The 18,973-nt window shown below is 74.0% G+C and carries 14 protein-coding genes and 3 pseudogenes; 12 read left to right on the forward strand and 5 right to left on the reverse strand.

Going from position 1 to position 18,973, the window contains the following annotated elements:
• Window position 1: 1 nt before the first annotated feature.
• Both L6E17_RS18030 and L6E17_RS18035 read right to left on the reverse strand, forming a co-directional pair.
• Window positions 2-712 (reverse strand): annotated as a pseudogene (locus tag L6E17_RS18030) (MFS transporter); the annotation flags it as partial.
• The gene (locus L6E17_RS18035) at window positions 709-2,085 is read right to left on the reverse strand and encodes an FAD-dependent oxidoreductase (protein WP_236241791.1); all 1,377 of its coding nucleotides are present in this window, start codon (window positions 2,083-2,085) and stop codon (window positions 709-711) included. The gene L6E17_RS18035 and the pseudogene L6E17_RS18030, both read right to left, overlap by 4 nt.
• A gap of 100 nt (window positions 2,086-2,185) precedes the next feature.
• On the opposite strand from L6E17_RS18035, the gene L6E17_RS31025 reads away from it, so the two are divergent.
• From L6E17_RS31025 to L6E17_RS18050, 4 genes are all read left to right on the forward strand, one after another.
• The gene (locus L6E17_RS31025) at window positions 2,186-2,827 is read left to right on the forward strand and encodes an NAD(P)-binding domain-containing protein (RefSeq protein WP_308315894.1); all 642 of its coding nucleotides are present in this window, start codon (window positions 2,186-2,188) and stop codon (window positions 2,825-2,827) included.
• 60 nt (window positions 2,828-2,887) lie between these two features.
• On the forward strand, window positions 2,888-3,301 hold the full coding sequence (locus L6E17_RS31030; RefSeq protein ID WP_308315895.1) for a hypothetical protein: 414 nt from the start codon (window positions 2,888-2,890) through the stop codon (window positions 3,299-3,301).
• Window positions 3,302-3,341: 40 nt separating this feature from the next.
• Complete coding sequence (locus tag L6E17_RS18045; protein WP_236241792.1) at window positions 3,342-3,737, forward strand: helix-turn-helix transcriptional regulator; 396 nt, start codon at window positions 3,342-3,344, stop codon at window positions 3,735-3,737.
• Window positions 3,738-4,041: 304 nt separating this feature from the next.
• Window positions 4,042-4,323, forward strand: coding sequence for a hypothetical protein (locus tag L6E17_RS18050; protein WP_236241793.1), 282 nt, complete (start codon window positions 4,042-4,044; stop codon window positions 4,321-4,323).
• Window positions 4,324-4,346: 23 nt separating this feature from the next.
• Here the strand turns inward: L6E17_RS18050 and L6E17_RS18055 are convergent, their stop codons facing one another.
• The 3 genes from L6E17_RS18055 to L6E17_RS18065 form a co-directional block, all read right to left on the reverse strand.
• Window positions 4,347-5,408 (reverse strand): ArsO family NAD(P)H-dependent flavin-containing monooxygenase, encoded by a 1,062-nt coding sequence (locus L6E17_RS18055; protein ID WP_236241794.1) that lies wholly within the window; start codon window positions 5,406-5,408, stop codon window positions 4,347-4,349.
• A gap of 74 nt (window positions 5,409-5,482) precedes the next feature.
• Window positions 5,483-6,571 carry an ACR3 family arsenite efflux transporter gene (arsB, locus tag L6E17_RS18060; protein ID WP_308315896.1) on the reverse strand — a complete coding sequence of 363 codons (1,089 nt, stop codon included), beginning with the start codon at window positions 6,569-6,571 and terminating at the stop codon, window positions 5,483-5,485.
• The gene (locus tag L6E17_RS18065; RefSeq protein WP_031131156.1) at window positions 6,568-6,876 is read right to left on the reverse strand and encodes a helix-turn-helix transcriptional regulator; all 309 of its coding nucleotides are present in this window, start codon (window positions 6,874-6,876) and stop codon (window positions 6,568-6,570) included. Before L6E17_RS18065 ends, arsB begins: the two co-directional genes overlap by 4 nt.
• A gap of 91 nt (window positions 6,877-6,967) precedes the next feature.
• On the opposite strand from L6E17_RS18065, the gene L6E17_RS18070 reads away from it, so the two are divergent.
• The 8 genes and pseudogenes from L6E17_RS18070 (at window position 6,968) to L6E17_RS18110 (ending at window position 18,924) form a co-directional block, all read left to right on the forward strand.
• On the forward strand, window positions 6,968-7,381 hold the full coding sequence (locus tag L6E17_RS18070) for an arsenate reductase ArsC (protein ID WP_236241795.1): 414 nt from the start codon (window positions 6,968-6,970) through the stop codon (window positions 7,379-7,381).
• A gap of 70 nt (window positions 7,382-7,451) precedes the next feature.
• Window positions 7,452-7,919: pseudogene (locus tag L6E17_RS18075) on the forward strand (nucleotidyltransferase domain-containing protein); the annotation flags it as partial.
• Window positions 7,920-8,118: 199 nt separating this feature from the next.
• Window positions 8,119-8,682, forward strand: coding sequence for an aminotransferase class I/II-fold pyridoxal phosphate-dependent enzyme (locus L6E17_RS18085; RefSeq protein WP_236241796.1), 564 nt, complete (start codon window positions 8,119-8,121; stop codon window positions 8,680-8,682).
• Between the two features lie 182 nt (window positions 8,683-8,864).
• On the forward strand, window positions 8,865-9,350 hold the full coding sequence (locus tag L6E17_RS18090) for a DUF1269 domain-containing protein (RefSeq protein ID WP_236241797.1): 486 nt from the start codon (window positions 8,865-8,867) through the stop codon (window positions 9,348-9,350).
• Window positions 9,351-10,190: 840 nt separating this feature from the next.
• Window positions 10,191-10,622, forward strand: coding sequence for a hypothetical protein (locus L6E17_RS18095; RefSeq protein ID WP_236241798.1), 432 nt, complete (start codon window positions 10,191-10,193; stop codon window positions 10,620-10,622).
• Window positions 10,623-10,871: 249 nt separating this feature from the next.
• Window positions 10,872-11,486 carry a hypothetical protein gene (locus L6E17_RS18100; RefSeq protein ID WP_236241799.1) on the forward strand — a complete coding sequence of 205 codons (615 nt, stop codon included), beginning with the start codon at window positions 10,872-10,874 and terminating at the stop codon, window positions 11,484-11,486.
• Window positions 11,487-11,597: 111 nt separating this feature from the next.
• Entirely contained in the window at window positions 11,598-13,685 is a 2,088-nt protein-coding gene (locus tag L6E17_RS18105) for a flotillin family protein (RefSeq protein WP_236241800.1), read from the forward strand.
• A gap of 431 nt (window positions 13,686-14,116) precedes the next feature.
• A pseudogene (locus tag L6E17_RS18110) lies at window positions 14,117-18,924 on the forward strand (DNA repair ATPase).
• The last annotated feature ends 49 nt before the right edge of the window (window positions 18,925-18,973 follow it).

Genomic DNA, 18,973 nt, shown 5'->3' on the forward strand with positions numbered 1-18,973 from the left:
GGGTGAAGGCGGTGGCGAGCAGGGCGAAGGGTCGGCTGCGTGCGGTGCGGTCGCCTCCTCCGGTCGGCTGTTCGGGGTGCTGGGGCTGCGGGGTGGGTGGCCAGGGGGCTCGGAGGGCGAGGCCGTGGGCGGGGAGGGTGATCGTGGCGAGGACGCAGGCCAGGACGAGGTAGGTGGTGCGCCAGTCGAGGTGTTCGGCGAGGGTGGCGGTAAGCGGGGCGAAGACGGTGGAGGCGAGGCCGCCGGCGAGGGTGACGATCGTGAGGGCGCGGACGCGGTCCGGTCCCCACCACCGGGTCACGGCGGCGAAGGCGGGCTGGTAGAAGGTGGCGGCCATCGCGATGCCGGTCACGGCTCAGGCGGCGTGGAGGATGGGGAGGTTGGGGGCGGCTGCCACGGCGAGTACGCCGATGACGGCGAGGGCGGAGCCTGCTGTCATGACCAGGTGCGGGCCGCGTCGGTCCAGGACGCGGCCGGTCGGCACACCTGCCGCCGCGGAGACGAGAAGGGCCGGGGAGAACGCGCCCGTCGTGGCGCCTGACGACCAGCTGGTGTCGGCCGTGATGCGGGAGTACAGGACGGGGAAGGCGTAGGAGACGATCCCCCAGCCGGTGATCTGCGTCAGGCAGAGCGCCGGCAGCACGGCGCGGGGCCGCGACCGGACCCCCGTCCCGTTCGCGGCCCCGTCCGTCCGGGCGGTGAGGTCGGTCACGATCCGCAGGGCGGCGCCTGGGTGGCGGTGCCGAGCTGGATCGGCGCCGGGGCGGGGGCGCAGCAGCCGCCGCCGTCGGTCTGCTGGTCGGTGTCGGGCTGGTCGAAGAGGCCGGCGCCGCCGCAGACTCCGGTCTCGGGCAGGACGAGTTCGACGCGTTCCGCCGACTCGTGGTCGCCGGCGAGGGCGGCGACGACGGAGCGGACCTGCTCGTAGCCGGTGAGGGCGAGGAAGGTCGGGGCGCGGCCGTAGGACTTCATGCCGACCAGGTAGACGCCCTGCTCGGGGTGGGAGAGCTCGTTCACGCCGTGCGGGTAGACGGTGCCGCAGGAGTGCTGGTTGGGGTCGATGAGCGGGGCGAGTTCGACGGGGGCCTGGAGGCGTTCGTCGAGGCCGAGGCGGAGTTCGGAGTGGAAGGACAGGTCGGGGCGGAAGCCGGTGAGGACGATGATCTCGTCGACCGGGTCGAGGCGGCGGCCGTCCTCCGCCACCAGGACCAGGTGGCCTTCGTCGTCGCGCGCGATCTCCTCCGTACGGAAGCCGGTGACCGCGTCCGCGTGGCCCTCGTCCACGGCGGCCTTCGCTGCCAGGCCCAGCGCCCCACGTGCCGGGAGCTGGTCCGCCGTACCGCCGCCGAATGTCGACCCGGAGATGCCGCGGCGCAGGATCCACATTGCCTTCGTACCCACGCCATCCTCGGCCTTGGCCAGGTCCGCGAGGGCGGCGAGCGCGGTGAACGCCGAAGCGCCGGAGCCGATGACGGCAGTACGGCGGCCCGCGTAACGGGCGCGGACGGCCGGGTCCTTGAGGTCGGGCACGCGGTACGAGACGCGGTCGGCCGCTGCCTTCTCGCCGAGCGCAGGGAGGCCGGAGGCGCCGGCCGGGCTCGGGGTGGACCAGGTGCCGGAGGCGTCGATGACCGCGCGGGCGGGGATCCGCTCCTCGCGTCCGTCGGCGTGGGTGACATGGACGACGAACGGCTGGGTCTCGCGGTCGGCGTCGACGATCCGGTCGCGGCCCGCGCGCGAGACGCCGGTGACCGTCGCTCCGTAGCGGACCTTGTCGCCGAGGATGTCGGCGAGCGGCTGGAGGTAGAGCTCCGCCCAGTCGCCGCCGGTCGGGTACGTCTTGGCGTCCGGCCTGACCCAGCCGGTGGGGGCCAGCAGCTTCTCGGCGGCCTGGTCGGTGACCTCGCCCCAGGTCGAGAACAGCCGCACGTGCGACCACTCGCGCACCGCCGCACCCGCGGCCGGCCCGGCCTCCAGGACCAGCGGTTCGAGACCGCGCTCGACGAGGTGGGCGGCGGCGGCCAGACCGGCGGGTCCGGCCCCGATCACGAGGACGGGCAGATGGTCGGTGGCGGTGGCGTTCACGACGGTTCCCCTCTTTGTTTCGACGTCTGTCGATGGATTGCGCAGCCAGCATGCCTCCTGATTCGATGCGCGTCAACATAGACATGGATCGAATCTGGGGGTGCTCATAGAGCGGGTCGACGTCGCCGTGGTCGGTGGCGGGCAGTCCGGGCTCGCCGCGGTCCACGCGCTGCGAGAGCGGGGGTTCACGCCCGTCGTCCTGGAGGCGTCTGCGCAGGCCGCCGGCGCATGGCCGCACTACTACGACAGCCTCACGCTGTTCTCGCCGACCCGGTACAGCTCACTGCCGGGCCTGCCGTTCGGAGGTGACCCCGACCGCTACCCCCGCCGGGACGAGGTCGTCGACCACCTGCTGCGGTACGCCGAGCACCTGGACGCCGAGGTACGCACGGGCCGGAGGGACGAGCAGGTGCGGGCCGACGGCGACGGGTTCCGGATCACGTTCACCGACGGCGCGGAACTCGGGGCGCGCGCCGTGGTCGCCGCGACGGGCGGGTTCGGCCGGCCGCACCGGCCCACACTGCCGGGACTGGACTCCTTCACCGGCACCGTTCTGCACGTGTCGGAGTACCGCTCCCCCGAGGCGTTCGCCGGTCGGCGCGTCGTGGTCGTCGGGGCCGGGAACTTCGCCGTGCAGGTCGCCGCCGAGCTGTCCGGGCCGGCGAGGGTCAGCCTCGTCGGCCGCACCCCGGTCCGCTGGTTCCCGCAGCGGCCGCTGGGCGGGCGGGACCTTCACTTCTGACGGAAGGTCACCGGGTGGGGCATCGCGCCTCTCGGCCGGTTCCAGCGCACCCCGGCGACCATGGCCGTCATCGACGACGGCCGCTACCGGGCCACCCCCACGGCCGGGCCACCCCCACGGCCGGGCCACCCTCGCGGCCGGGCCACCCCCGCGGCCGGGCGGCCCGACCTGGGCCCGATGTTCACGCGCCTCGACGGCCCGGAGGCGATCCGGCCGGACGGGACGGCCGAGCACGTGGACGCGATCGCCCTCGCCACCGAATACCGGCCCGACCTCACACACCTCGCACCGCTCGGAGCGCTGGACGACGGGGGAAGGCCCCTGCACCGGGACGGCGCGTCCACCGTCCGGCCAGGTCTCGCCTATGTGGGTCTTGCGTGGCAGCGGAGCCTGTCGCCGGCCTCCCTCCGCGGAGTGGGGCGAGATGCCCGGCGCGTCGCGCGGCGCCCGGCCCGGCGTCTGGAGCGGGCCTGAGCCCCTGGAGCGCTTGTTCGACATGTGTCAACATAGACATATGTCGAACACCAAGGCGCTGCCCCTGCTCCAGCCCGAGGTCGAACCGTGCTGCCCGCCGCTGGACGAGCGCCCGCTGACGGCCGAGGAGGCCGAACGCACCGCCGTCATGTTCAAGGCGCTGGGGGATCCGGTCCGGCTGCGGCTGTTCTCGGCCGTCGCCTCCCACGAGGGCGGCGAGGCGTGCGTGTGCGACATCTCCGACGTCGGCGTCTCCCAACCGACGGTCTCCCACCACCTGAAGAAGCTGAAGGAGGCCGGCCTGCTCTCCTCCGAGCGGCGCGGCACCTGGGTCTACTACCGCGTCGAGCCGGCCGTCCTCGCCGCCATGGGGCAACTGCTCACCAGGGCCGCAACGGTCTGGCGACCGGCGGCGACCAGCCCTGGAAGGCCATGACGGCGTCGGCTCCGGCGCCGTGGAGAACGCGCTGAAGCGCTGGATGGAGCAGTACCGGCAAGCCTGCCCGGGAGTGCAGCTCGTCTACAACCCGCTCGTCCGGCGCCGGCGTCGCGCAGGTCCAGCGCGGGGCCACCGCCTTCGGCGGCACCGACGAGGCGCTGTCGGACGACGGCCGCGTGCCGACCGAGGACGGGGCGGTCGGCTGCTTCGAGCTGTCCTTCGCCGCCGAGCGGATGATCCACACGGTGCTCGTCGACACGGGTGCCTCCCACCCGGTGGCGCCCGGCACCGAGAGAGCGCCTTGGCGGGCATCGCGGAGGCAGAGGCGGTCGGCGAGGGCAGGGACCTGACGCTGCAGCGCGACTACGAGACCTCCGCGGACGGCGCGTACCCGCTCGTCCTCGTCACGTACGAGATCGTCTGCGACACCGGCAACAAGCCGGAGAGCCGTCCGGCGCTCAGGTCCTTCCTCACCTGCACGGCGAGCGAGGAAGGGCAGGGACAGCTGCACTCGATCCCCTACGCGCCGCTGCCCGCCAAGGCGGCCGCCCGGGTCCGCGAGGTCGTCGCCACGCTCTCCTGACGCTCCGGAGCGGCTTCCCGCGGTCAGCGCGGGCCGAGCAGTTCGGCGATCGCGCGGGCGGCTTCGCGGGCCGGGCGGCCGACGCCGATGAGGGTGGCGGAGGCGGGGCCGGTCCAGTCGCCGTAGCCGAGGAGGTGGAGGCGCGGTTCCCGCAGCGCCCGGGTGCCCGCCGTGGAGATGCGGCCCTGCGGGCCGCGCAGGCCCAGCGGGGCGAGGTGGGAGAGGGCCGGGCGGAAGCCGGTGCACCAGACGATCGCGTCCGCTTCCGCGGCCGTGCCGTCGGCCCATTCCACACCGGTCGCGGTGAGGCGGGTGAACATCGGCTGGGCCTTGAGGAGGCCGGCGTCGCGGGCCTCGCGAACGGGCGGGACAGCGACGATGTCGCCGAGCGAGGCGACTCCCCCGGTGTCGTCGCGACGCTCGTCGAGGGCGCGGCGGCGGGCGGTCGCCGCGTCGAAGAGGGCGCGGCCGTCGATGTCGTCGGCGAGGAAGCGGGCGGGCCGCCGGGTGACCCAGGTCAGCTCGGTCTCGTATGCGAGGTCGGCGGCGATCTGGGCGCCCGAGTTCCCGCCCCCGACCACGATCACCTTCTGGCCCGCGAAGTCGCCGGGGCGGCGGTACTCCACCGTGTGGAGCTGGGCGCCCCGGAACTCGGTGCGGCCGGGGACGGCGGGCATGAAGGGGCGCCACCAGGTGCCGGTGGCGCTGATGACGGTGCGGGCACGCCAGGCCCCGGCGGCGCTCTCCACGCGCAGGTACTCGCCGTCGCGGTGGACCCCTTCGACGCGTACGGGCCGGACGGCCGGGAGTCCGTAGCGCTGCTCGCAGTCGGCGAGGTACGAGACGACGTGGTCGGCGTCGGGGTACGTCTGGCCGGGCTGCGGGGGCATGAGGCGGCCGGGGAGCGAGGAGTACGCGGCCGGGGAGAACAGGCGCAGGGAGTCCCAGGTGTGCTGCCAGGCGCCGCCGGGCGTGCTCTGGGCGTCGAGGACGACGAAGTCCAGGCCGAGGCGGCGCAGGTGGTAGCCCGCCGCGAGTCCGGCCTGGCCGCCGCCGATGACGACCGCGTCCAGCTGCCTGCCCATGTCCCGGCGTTCCCTTCCTGCACGGTTGCCCCGCCTGTGTGCGGCGGGGCAACCGGATGACGGCATGCGGCGGTTTACTTCGCCTCAGCGGTCGCGAACCTCTTGCGCCAGGCCAGCGACACGTACACGAGGGCCACGAGGACGGGCACCTCGATGAGCGGGCCGACGACGCCGGAGAGCGCCTGGCCGGAGGTGACGCCGAAGGTGGCGATGGCGACGGCGATGGCGAGCTCGAAGTTGTTGCCGGCCGCGGTGAACGCGAGGGTGGCGGTGCGGTCGTAGGTCAGGCCGATCGCCTTGCCGAGGGCGAAGGTGCCGAACCACATCACGGCGAAGTAGACGAGCAGCGGGATCGCGATCCGAGCCACGTCCAACGGCTGCGACGTGATGGTCTTGCCCTGCAGGGCGAAGAGGATGACGATCGTGAAGAGCAGGCCGTACAGGGCCCAGGGGCCGATCTTCGGCAGGAATACCGCCTCGTACGACTCGCGGCCCAGCTTCTTCTCGCCGATGCGGCGGGTGAGGAAGCCGGCGGCGAGCGGGACGCCGAGGAAGATGACGACGTTGAGCGCGATCTCCCACAGGGAGATGTCGAGCGTTTCGCCCTCGCTCAGGCCCAGCCAGCCCGGCAGCAGGTCGAGGTAGAACCAGCCCAGGACGCCGAAGGCGATGACCTGGAAGACCGAGTTCAGGGCGACCAGGACGGCCGCCGCTTCGCGGTCGCCGCAAGCCAGGTCGTTCCAGATGATCACCATGGCGATGCAGCGCGCGAGACCGACGATGATCAGGCCGGTGCGGTACTCGGGAAGGTCGGGCAGGAAGGTCCAGGCGAGCGCGAACATGAGCGCCGGGCCGAGGACCCAGTTGACGACCAGCGAGGAGACCATCAGCCTGCGGTCGCCGGTGACGGCGTCCAGCCTGTCATAGCGGACCTTCGCGAGGACCGGGTACATCATGATCAGCAGGCCGACGGCGATCGGCAGCGAGATGCCGCCGATCTCGACCTTGGCGAGCGCGTCGTTCAAGCCGGGGACGATTCGGCCCAGACCCAGTCCGAGGCCCATGGCCAGGAGGATCCAGACGGCGAGAAATCGGTCAAGCGTCGAGAGTTTCGCGACGACCGAGGTCTCCTCGGTCGGGGCGGGCGCTTGGGTGGAGGTCACGGACAGGCCCTCTTGTTCTCCGCAGCGGTACGAGCGGACTCGGCGAGTTCGGCGAACTGGCCGGCGAGGGAGGCGATGACGTCCGGGCGGAGCTTGTAGTACGTGAAGCGGCCGCACGGCTCCGTCTCGACGACCCCGGCCTCGCGCAGCACTCTCAGGTGGTTGGAGAGGTTGGTCTGCCTGGCACCGGTCTCCTCGACGAGGTGGGTGGTGCACAGCGTCTCGCGGGCGAGCAGGGTCACGATCCGCAGGCGCAGGGGGTCGCCCAGCACCCGCATCAACTCAGTGTCGACTGACGTCATCATGCACTGATACTCTCACATCAGCAGTGAATGACACCACCAGGTGCTGATTTCAGTCGCGCCTGATTTCTTCGTGAGACAAGAGAGACCTGCTGTGTCCGAGAAGCCCTCCGTCCTGTTCGTCTGTGTCCACAACGCCGGCCGTTCCCAGATGGCCGCCGCGTGGCTGTCGCACCTGGCCGGGGACCGCGTCGAGGTCCGCTCCGCGGGCTCGGCCCCCGCCGACCAGGTCAACCCCGCCGCCGTCGAGGCGATGCGCGAGGTCGGCATCGACATCACCGCCGAGACCCCGAAGATCCTCACCATCGACGCGGTCAAGGCGTCCGACGTCTGCATCACCATGGGCTGCGGCGACACCTGCCCCGTCTTCCCGGGCAAGCGCTACCTCGACTGGACACTGGAGGACCCGGCGGGCCAGGGCGTCGAGGCCGTCCGCCCGATCCGCGACGAGATCAAGAAGCTCGTCGAGGGCCTGATCGAGGAGATCGCGCCCGAGGCCAAGGCATGAGCGAGGTCCGCAACGTCATTCTCATCGGTTCCGGCCCCGCCTGACACACCGCCGCTCTATGCACGGCCCAATCCGCGAGCGCCGGTCACCGCTGCTGTGGATGTGTGCCGACGGGCTGCTGCTCTTCGACACCGACGGAGTCGGAGCGCGCCTCGCCGCACAGGCCCGGAAGCTGACCGCCGCAGGACCGCACCCCGTGTCGGGGGAAGAGATCGACGACCGCCGCTACGCGATCACCGACCTGCTCGACGACCTCGCGGGAAGCAGCGACCCGAGCGAGTGCCTGTTCGTCGCGACCGAACTGGTGCGGCGCACCGGTGAGCTGGCACTGGCCGCCAGCGGGTCGTGGGGTGGCGGCGGCAAGTGGCTGGCACGGCGCCTTGAGGCGACCGCGCCAGGGCTCAGCACACGCCTCCACCACGGTCTGCAGGAGGTACTGGCCGGGAGGATTGAGCCCCTCACGGCCGTCGTGGACGACGTACTCGGGCAGGTCGGCGGCAGGCTGTGGGCCGGCTACGAGCGTGCCGGAGCTCCCTGAACGGTGATGTCAGTGAGGGCTCGCAGGGTGCGCTGGTACGCGGCGGGGAGTTCCGTGGGATAGGTCGCCGCCGACATCGGCATGAGCGAGCGCTGGTACCGCGACCTGGAGCGGGGAACCATTCCGCGGCTCGACCCGCGCGTCCTGTCCGGCCTGGCGGACACCCTGGGCCTCGACGCCGACGGACGCGCGGCTGAACATGAAGAAGTCGGCGCGGATCAGCCACGATTTCAGCCACGATTTCTGGGAGACCACCACCAACGCCGGCATGTTCGACATCGTCGCGGCCGGCCTGGGCGAGCCTGCCCCTGCTCGCGTCGGCCTCCTCACCGGCGGCGAGCCGCCGCTGATGGTCTTCGACAAGAACGCGCACTTCTGCCTCAACGCGATGAAGCCGACCGTGGCCGACGAGGCCCCGCTCACCACCATCCGGCACAACGACATCGAGGCCCTTGGGGACCTCTGCAGGAAGCACCCCCTGGTCGCGTACGTCGCCGACGGCGTGTACAGCACCGGCGGGAGAGCGCCGATCGGGGAACCGCTGCGGCTCCAGGAGAAGTACGGCCTGTTCCTGTTCTTCGACGAGGCCCACGGCATCTCCACCGTCGGTGAACGAGGCCGCGGCGCGGTCCTGGAGGCCATGGGCCGGATCAACGACCGGACGCCGATCATCACGTCCCTCAACAAGGGCTTCGGCGCCTCAGGGGGTGCGGTGATCGCGTCGGGGTGCCGTCTGCTGCTCCTCGCGGGCGCGGCTCGCTGAGGGGGCTGCCGTGGGGCAGGGAGCCGCGTGGTTGCTCGACAGGTGTGGGTGGGTGCGGTGTGTTGGGCCTGGTGGGCGATTCCGTGATGGGTGGGCGTTCTTTCCGATCTGCTGGTGATGTTCGTTATGCGTTTAATGGGACAGTCTGTGCCTTTTGGCAGCTACGTCATCGGAGGATGCCCATGGCCACCCTGACCGTCTGGAAGTTCGACACGCCCGCGGGGGCGGAGGCCGCTGAGCGGGTGCTGCTCGATCTGCAGAAGCAGGAGCTGATCCGGGTCCTGGACGCGGCGGTCGCGACCTGGCCCGAGGACGCCAAGAAGCCCAGGACCAAGCAGCTGCACGACCTCGTCGGGGCCGGTGCGCTGTCGGGCATGTTCTGGGGCATGCTCTTCGGGCTCATCTTCCTCATGCCGCTGTTCGGTGCCGCCATCGGCGCCGCCGCCGGGGCACTGGGCGGCAAGATGGTCGACGTCGGCATCGACGACGACTTCATCGAGTCCGTCAAGTCGCAGGTGACGCCCGGCACGTCCGCGCTGTTCCTGCTGTCGCAGGACGCCGTCGTCGAGCGGGTGAAGGAGGCGTTCCCCGGCGGGCACGCCCAGCTGATCCAGTCGAACCTGGACAGCGAGCAGGAGGCCAAGCTGCGCGAGGTCTTCACGGAGTAGGTCCGCGGGCGCTGCCGGGTCCCCCGCCGGGCCCCGGTGGCGCTCTGTGCGGGCAGGCACCGGGCGGGTGCGCCGCCCGGCCGTTCCGGACCCTTCCGCCGGGCCCACGGGGGGCGACGGCGGCGAAGTCCGGGTCCGGGTCGGCGAGGTGGCCGAACGGCTCCGCGAGCTTGCCCGCGCCGCCGCTGACCTCGGCACCCTCGCGGGCCGCCAGGGTGCCGGGAGCACCGCGCCGATCTGCCCGCGCTCGCTCTTCGGCAGCGCCGCTCCGTACGTGTAGGCGGTGCGGGCGACCCATGGCCGTACCGGCGGGGACGTACTCGCTGCCGGCGTGCTGCGGGAAGCCGTGCGGGGCGTACACCGGTACGCCCCGCGCGTCGGGAAGTCCCCTACGGCGGAGGTGCCCCGGGCGCGCCCCGCCTCAGGGGGAGCGCCCGGGGCCCGGAGCGCGCTGGCGTGCCGACGAAGCGGGCCCCGCCCGCCGGCCGCGGCCGCTGCGGCTCGCTCCCCGCTGGTCGGAGGAGCGCCCGGGCCCTGGAGCGCCCCCGCCTGACTGCGACCCGTCGCCCCCGGGACCGCCCTGTCCCCTCCCCCACCGCCCCTCAGCCACCCGCCGCCCCACAGGCACCCCCACCGCCCCTCAGCCACCCACCGCCCCGCAGGCAGCCGTGGCGCGGCCGTTCGCTCGGACGGGCCCGTACCGGTCGCCGGGCGCGCCCGGCCGCCGCAGGCTGGCTCGTACGCGTACGGCGAGAAGGGCTGGAGCGGGCGATGAGCGAACGCGGCGGACACGACAGCGGTTCCGGTCGGCAGGGGCCCGGCCCCGGAGGGGCCCATGACATGGCGCCCGGGCACGCCCACGCCCACCACGAGGGCGGGCCTCCGCCCTCGTCGCCGCCCGCCGGCACCGGCTGGGCGTCCGCGGGGGTGCTGTTCGCCGGGGTGCTGCTGCTCGTGCAGGGCGTCCTCGGCATGCTCCAGGGCATCGTCGGCATCGCGGAGGACGATGTCCTCGCCGTCATCGGGGGCTACGTCTTCGAGTTCAGCACCACCGCGTGGGGCTGGACCCACCTGGTGCTGGGCGTGCTGCTGGCGGCCATCGGGTGGGGAATCCTCGCCGGTGCCTCCTGGGCGCGGGTGGGCGGTGTGGCGGTCGCGGCCCTCGCCGTCGTCGCCAACTTCCTGTGGCTGCCGTACCAGCCCCTGTGGGCCCTCGTCTCGATCGCGGTCGGCGTGCTCGTCATCTGGGCGCTGTGCGCCGCAGCCGACTGACGACGCATCAGCGAGGGACGTCCGAGTCGGCATCAAGGTGCCGTAAAGATTGCCGGAATCCGGCAATGCATGGGCCATACATCCCTTGCCAAGATGCATCACAAGGAAACGGGGGCCACCGAACCGGTGCCGGGATGCGGCAGACCATGCCCGCTCCCGGCACCGGCGCGGCACCGGCCGCCGGCGTCCCCGCGCACGGCGCTCGCCCCGCCGTGTGCCAAGGCCGCGGCGCTCGGAGGGAGCATCGGAATGCGCGAGTTCGGCACTGCCGCCACCGGGTTCCCGACGCTCCTCTTCACGGCCGCGCTCATCGTCGTCCTGGCCTTCTGGCTGCTGGCGCTGGTCGGCGCCGCGGACCCCGGCAGCTTCGACGGCGACCTGCCGCCCGGCGCACTGGGACGCGGCGCGCCAGGGCTCGGCGGCGTACCCGCCGCGGTGGCCGTGTCCGTACTCGTCCTCACCGGCTGGCTGACCAGCCTCACCGGGACCCTGGCCCTGCACCGGCTGACCGCTCCGGGGCCGGCCCGCACGCTGCTGTCCCTCGCGGTGCTCGCCCTGGCGCTCCTGGTCGGCCACCGGTCGGCCCGGCTGCTCGTCCGGCTGCGGCGGCGGCTGCGCCCGCACGAACAGGCGCCGCCCCGCCCCGACCTCGTGGGACGGACCTGCACCATCCGCACCGGCCGGGTGGACGACGGGTTCGGCCGGGCCGAGGTCGCCGTGCGGGGCGCCTCACCCGCCGTCGTCCGCGTACGGCAACTGGGCGGTGAGCCGCCGCTCACCCGCGGCAGCAGGGCCCTGCTCTACGCCTACGACGACAGCGGCGGGTTCTTCTGGGTCACCCCGCAGCCGCTCGCGGCCGCCTGACCGGCAAGCCGCCCGTACGAAACCACCCACCGCGCCCCGGGCCCGCACGAGACGGCCCGCGGCCAAGCCTGCCGCGGACGCGTGCCCGCGCCTCACCCGCAAGGATTTCCCATGGACGCCTTCCCCTGGGGCATCGGCGTGCTCATCGCCGCTGTCCTGCTGATCACCGCCACGGTGCTGCTCGTCGTCACGAAGCTCTTCCGCAAGGTGGAGCAGGGCAAGGCGCTCATCGTGTCGAAGATGCGCAAGATCGACGTCACGTTCACCGGGCAGGTCGTCCTGCCGGTGCTGCACCGCGCCGAGGTCATGGACATCTCGGTGAAGACCATCGAGATCGCGCGCACCGGCCGCGACGGACTGATCTGCCGGGACAACATCCGCGCCGACATCCGCATCTCGTTCTTCGTCCGGGTCAGCAAGACCGCCGAGGACGTCATCAGGGTCGCGCAGGCCATCGGCACCGCCAGGGCCAGCGACAAGGCCACGCTCCAGGAGCTGTTCAACGCGAAGTTCTCCGAGGCCCTGAAGACCGTCGGCAAGCAGATGGACTTCATCGACCTCTACACCAAGCGGGAGGAGCTGCGGTACCGGATCATCGAGGTCATCGGCGTCGACCTCAACGGCTACCACCTTGAGGACGCCGCGATCGACTACCTGGAGCAGACCCCGCTCAGCCAGCTCGACGCGAACAACATCCTGGACGCGCAGGGCATCCGCAAGATCACCGAGCTGACCGCCATCGAGCACATCCGCACCAACGAGACCCGCCAGCACGAGCAGAAGGAGATCACCCGCCAGAACGTCGACGCCCGCGAGGCCATCCTGGAGCTGGAGCGCCGGGAGGCGGACGCCGAGATCAAGCAGCGGCGGGAGATCGAGACGGTGCGGGCCCGCGAGGAGGCCGAGACCGCGCGGGTCGTGGAGGAGGAGCGGCTGCGGGCGCAGAGCGCCTTCCTCCGTACCGAGGAGCAGCTCGGCGTCCAGCGGGAGAACCAGGCGCGCGAGGTGGCGGTCGCGGAGAAGAACCGCGAGCGGGTCATCGCGATCGAGAACGAGCGGATCGAGAAGGACCGCCAGCTGGAGGTCATCGCCCGCGAGCGGGAGACCTCGCTGACCCGGATCTCCGCCGAGCGCGAGGTGGAGGCGGAGCGCCGCGACATCGCGGAGGTCATCCGGGAGCGAGTCGCCGTGGACCGCACGGTCGCCGAGCAGGAGGAGTCCATCAAGCGGCTGCGGGCCGTCGAGGAGGCGGAGCGGGAGCGGCAGGCCCTCGTCATCGCGGCCGAGGCGGAGGCACAGGAGCGGCTGGTCAAGGACATCAAGGCGGCGGAGGCCGCGGAGCAGGCGGCCGTGCACCGCGCCGCGGAGGAGCTGACCCTGGCGGAGGCCCGGCTGAAGGCCGCGGACCTGGACGCGCAGGCCAAGCTGCGGCTCGCGGAGGGCGTCAAGGCGGAGCAGGCCGCCGAGGGCCTGGCCGCCGTGCGGGTACGGGACGCGGAGGCGGACGTCATCGGGAAGGCCGGCCGGGCGGAGGCCGAGGCCACCGAGGCGCGGCTCAAGGCCGAGGCCGAGGGCGCACGGACGCTGGCCCTGGCGCAGGCCGAGGGGCGGCGGGCCCAGGCGCTCGCCGAGGCCGAGGCGGTCGCCGAGCGGCTGAAGGCGGAGGCGCGGGGCATCCAGGAGAAGGCCGCCGCCATGGCCGCCCTCGACGAGGCGTCGCGCGGGCACGAGGAGTACCGCCTGCGCCTGGAGGCGGAGAAGGACGTGCGGCTCGCGGGCCTCGACGCCCAGCGGCAGATCGCCGAGGCGCAGGCCGCGGTGCTCGCGACCGGTCTGGAGAAGGCCGACATCAGCATCGTCGGCGGGGAGTCCGCGTTCTTCGACCGGATCGTCGGGGCGATGTCGCTCGGCAGGAGCCTGGACGGCTTCATTGACCAGTCCAAGACCGCGCAGGCGCTGGCCGGTCCGTGGCTGGACGGGTCGGCGAGCTTCACCGAGGACCTGACGAAGGTGCTGGGCTCCCTGTCGACGGCCGACGTGCAGAACATGACCGTGTCGGCGCTGCTGATGAAGCTCATGGGACCGGCGGGAGGCGGGCAGGGCAGCCCCGAGCTGCGCAAGCTCCTGGACGCCGCCGAGCGGCTGGGGCTGTCCGAGACGCCGCTGACCGCCCTGAACGGTACGCCCGCAGCCGCCTGACGGCGGACCACGCAGGCGTACGGGCCCGGAGCTGCCGTCACGGGGGGCAGCAGCTCCGGGCCGTTCCATCGACGAGGGGAACCCGCGAGCATGAGCACGCAGACCGGCACCGGTGCCCCGGCCGGCGCACGCACCGCAGCCGGCGCACGCACCCAGGCTGACCTGAGGGGCCCGACCGCTGCCCGCAGCGCCGCCGCCCGAGCGCCCCGGCGGACGCGCACGCACCGACGGCCGCGCACACCCCGGCGGACGCCCACGCCCCGGCAGGCGCACGGACCTCAGCCGGCGCACGCACCGCCACCCACGCACGTAACCCGGCCGACCCGAGTGCACCGGCCGACCCGATCGCACCGACCGACCCGGGCGCACCGGCCGACGCGAGCGCCCGCTCAAGCGGCCATCCGAGCGCACCGGCCGACGCGCACCCCGGGATCGACGCCACCGCCTACGACGTGCTGCGCGGCCGCCTCGCCGCACAGGGGGCCGCGCTCGCGCGCCGCGCGGAGGAGCTCAACGCCCGCCGCGTGGAGGTCTTCGGCGCGGGCGAACTGCGGCTCGCCGGGACGGAGCGGCTGCGCACCGCGGCGCCCGCGGTGGCACGGGACGTCGTCGCCGTCGGTGACGCCCTGCTGTTCGGCTTCACCGGACGCCCCGCCGCGGGGGACGCGGAGGTCGGCGACGTCTTCTCGCTGCACGCCCGCGACGGGGTGGCGCCGCTGCCGTCCGACGCGGTGCCGGGGCTGCTCGACGACCCCGCGTTCGTCCGGGAGTTCCAGGGCCTGCACCGCTACTACCGGGGCGCGCGGCTGCTGCGGCTGCGCGTCGTGGACGGCAGGCTGCTCGCGGTGTTCCGGACCGGCGACACCCCCGCCGACATCCGCGTACTGCGCTGGCGGCTGCACACCGACGGGGGTGCGGAGTTCCTCGACGCGCGGGGCGAACGCGACCACGTCCTGCCGGCCGCGCAGGACGTGGCGTGGACGGCGGCGACCCGCGAGGACCACAGGACCGTCGACGGCACCCCGTACGTCCGGATCCCCGGCGACGTGGAGCTGCTCGTGGGGACGACGGGCGGCACGCTCGCGGTGCGGGCGGGCGGCGCCGAGCCGTACACGGAGCCGGTCGCGGAACCGCTCCAGTCGCTCGCGGACGCCGACATCGCCCACGCGCGCGTAGGCACCCTCGTCCTCCTCAAGGTGCGGCCGTACAAGGAGGACGCCGACCGGTACCTGGTGTGCCACGTCCCGAGCCGCGCGGTGGTCAGGCTCGACGGGATCGGGAGCGCCTGCCGCCGCCTGCCCGGCGACCAGGGCGTCGTGTTCCCCGGCGGCTACTGCCTGGCCACCGGCGCCCACAAGGTGTTCGACCTCGACACGGACGGGCTGGAGTTCGAGCGGGCCGCCGCCTCCCCCAACGGCGAGGACGTGCTGTACGCCTTCCACGCGCGCGAAGGGGGCCGCACCCTGCTGCTGCCGTACAACCGCGTCCGCGCGTCCGTCGCCGCGCCGGTGACCGGGCGGGGGTACGCGCTGTTCGACGACGGCACCCTCCACGTCCTGCGGGCGGCGGCCGACGGGGACCACGCGCGCGTGCACCCGCTCCAGGTGTGGGACACCCCCTTCTTCTCCGACACCCACGCGGCCGCGCAGCCCGTCGGCGGCGGCCGGCTGGAGCAGATCGGCAACCCGGACCTGGTCCGGGGCGTGTCCGACTGCCTGACGCTCGCCGCGACGGCCGCCGCCGTGTCGTCGGGACCGGCGACGGGCGAGGCGTACGAGGAGCTGCTCGCCGGCTGCACGCGGGCCCTCGACGCCTACCACTGGCTGGACGACCCGGAGGTCGGCGGCGGCGTGCTGGAGCCGCTCACGGGCGTGCGGGAGACGGCCGCGCAGGTGCTCGCCGAGTTCGCGACCGTACGGGACCTGCAGCGGCAGGCGGCCGAGGCGCTCGCGGAGGCCGCCGCCGAGGTCGCCGCGCTGGTGCGGCGGACCCGCGGCGAGGCCCGCGCACGGCGCCCGAGTGGGTGGAGCGGCTCACCGGACTGCGCCGCGCCCAGGGGAGGCTGACGACCCTGAAGGAGATGCGGTACGCCGACACGGACCGCATCGACGCCCTCGCCGCCGACGTGGACGGCGACCTGGCGGCCTTCGCCGGGCGGGCGGTGGAGTTCCTGTCCCGGGACGACGCCTTCACGTCGTACGGCGAGGAGGTGGAGCGGCTCACCGCGCAGGCCGAGGGGATCGCCACGGCGGCCGAGGCGGGGCCGCTGGCCGGGCGGATCGACGCGCAGGCCGACGGGCTGCGCACGGTCACCGAGGTCGTGACCGGGCTCGACATCGGCGACGCGACGCTGCGGACCGCCATCCTGGAGCGGATCTCCGCCGTGCTGGGCGGGGTCAACCGGGCCCGGGCGGTGCTGGACGCGCGGCGCAGGGAGCTGGCGGCGGGCGAGTCGCGGGCCGAGTTCGCCGCGGAGACGGCGCTGCTCGGCCAGGCCGTGACGGGGGCGCTGGCGGCCTCGGACAGCCCGGAGGCGTGCGACGGGCAGCTCGCCGCGCTGCTGCTGCGGCTGGAGGGCCTGGAGGCCCGCTTCGGGGCGTCCGACGAGGCCCTGGCCGTGGTGGCCGCGAAGCGCGACGAGGTGTACGAGGCTTTCACGGCGCGGAAGCAGGCCCTGCAGGACGAGCGGGCGCGGCACGCGGAGCGGCTCGCGTCGTCGGCGGGGCGGGTCCTGGAGACGGTGGCGCGGCGCCTGGTGTCGCTCGCCGACGCGGACGGGCTGCACACGTTCTTCGCGTCGGACCCGCTGGTGGCGAAGGTGCGCAGGTCCGCGCAGGAGCTGCGGGCGCTCGGCGAGACGGCGCGGGCCGCGGAGCTGGAGGGCCGGATCGCGGCCGCCCGGCAGGAGGCCGCGCGGGCGCTGCGGGACCGCGCGGACCTGTACGCGGACGGCGGGACGGCGATCCGGCTGGGCCGGCACCTGTTCCCGGTGAACACCCGCCCGATGGACCTGACGCTGGTGCCGCACGGCGAGGACGCACTGGCGTTCGCGGTGACGGGCACCGACTACCGGGCCCCGGTGGAGGACGAGGAGTTCGCCGCGACGCGCCCCTACTGGGGCCAGAGCCTGCCGTCCGAGAACGCGGACGTGTACCGGGGCGAGTTCCTCGCGGTGCGGCTGCTGGCGGAGCACGGCGCGCAGGCCCTCGCGGACGCGGACGACCTGGCCGGGCTCGTACGGGAGGCCGCCAGGGAGGCGTACGACGAGGGGTACGAGCTCGGCGTGCACGACCGCGACGCGGCCCTCCTCCTGGCCGCCCTGCTGCCGCTGCACGCCGACGCGGGACTGCTGCGGCACCCGGCACGCGCGCGTGCGGCGGCGCAGGAGTTCTGGGCGTACGGCGCGGACGAGGCGGCGCGCACGGGATGGGCGGTGCGGGCGCGGTCGCTGGCACGCGCGCGTGCCGCCTTCGGGACGGCGCCCGGGCTGGACGCGCTGCGGGACGAACTGGCCGCGGCGGCGGGTGACGAGGAGGCCGCCGCCTACCTGGTGGAGGAACTGGGGACGGCACCGGAGGGCTTCGTGGCGGGCCGTGCGGCGCGCGCCCTGGTGGAGGGGTTCCGGGGCGCGGTGGACGCGGAGGCGTACGAGCGGGACCTCGCCGGGATCGCGGACCCGGCGGCCCGGCGACTGCTGGTCGAGTCGTGGCTGTCGGCGTACGCGGCGGCGTCCGGCCGACCGGCGGCGCCCGGGGACCTCGCGGAGGCGGTCGCCCTGGAGACGTGCCCGCACCTGGCCCGCTACGACCGCGACGCGGAGCTGACGGCGACCGTGCACGGCCTGCTGGGCTCGCACCCGCGGATCTCCGGGCGGTCCCTGACGGTGCGGCTGGACGAGCTCCTCGCGCGCGTGGGGCACTTCCGGCGGCACACCGCGCCCGCGTTCCGGGCGTACCGCAGGCAGCGGGCGGCGCTGGTGGCGGCCGAGCGGGCCCGGCTCGGCCTGGACGCCTACCGGCCGCGCGCCATGGCGTCGTTCGTGCGGGGCCGGCTGGTCGACGAGGTGTACCTGCCGCTGGTCGGCGACAGCCTCCACCGGCAGATGGGCGCCGGCAGCCACGGCCTGCTGCTGCTCGTGTCACCGCCGGGATACGGCAAGACGACGCTGATGGAGTACGTCGCGGAGCGCCTCGGCATGCTGCTGGTGAAGGTGGACGGCCCGGCGCTCGGCCACCAGGCCACCTCGCTCGACCCCGCGGAGGCACCGCACTCGGCGGCCCGCCGCGAACTGGAGAAGATCCGCTTCGCGCTGGCCGCGGGCGGCAACGTGCTCCTGCACGTCGACGACGTGCAGCACACCTCGCCGGAGCTGCTGCAGAAGTTCATCCCGCTGTGCGACGCGACCCGCACGCTGGAGGGTCACGACCTGCGCGGCAAGCGGTTCGCGGTGTGCATGACGGCGAACCCGTACACGGAGTCGGGCAGCCGCTTCCGGATCCCCGACATGCTGGCCAACCGCGCGGACGTGTGGAACCTGGGCGACGTCCTGACCGGCAAGGAGGACGCGTTCGCATTGAGCTTCGTCGAGAACGCGCTCACCGCGAACCCGGTGCTGGCCCCGCTGGCCGGCCGCGACCCGGCGGACCTGGACGTCCTCGTGCGGCTGGCGGCCGGCGACCCGGCGGCGCCGGGCCCGGACCGGCTGAGCCACCCGTACGCGGCGTCCGAGCTGGCCGAGGTCCTCGCGGTCCTGCGGCACGTGCTGGCCGCACGGCGCACGGTGCTCGCGGTGAACGCCGCGTACATCGCGTCGGCGGCCCGGTCGGACGAGGCCCGCACCGAGCCGCGGTTCCAGCTGCAGGGCTCGTACCGCGACATGAACAAGATCGCGGCGCGGATCTCGCCGGTGATGAACGAGGCGGAGCTCGACGCGGTCGTCCGCGACCACTACACGGCCGAGGCCCAGACGCTGACGGCCGGCGCCGAGGCGAACCTGCTGAAGCTGGCGGAGCTGCGGGGCACGCTGACGCCGGAGCAGGCGGACCGCTGGGCCGAGCTGAAGGCCGCGCACAGCCGGGCGCGGACGCTGGGCGGCCCGGAGGAGGACCCGGTCGTGCGGGCGGTGGCGGCGCTCGGGCTGCTCGCCGACCGCGTCGCGGCGATCGAGTCGGCGATCACGCGGGCGGCGGACCCGCACGCGGCCCCGGCCGCCCCGCGCGGCCGGCAGGCGTCCCGCTGAGCTGCCGGGCGGGGCCGGGCCCTGCGGTGCGGGGCCGGGCCCTGCGGTG

It is taken from the genome of Streptomyces sp. CC228A, assembly GCF_021390935.1.
Taxonomy (GTDB): Bacteria; Actinomycetota; Actinomycetes; order Streptomycetales; family Streptomycetaceae; genus Streptomyces.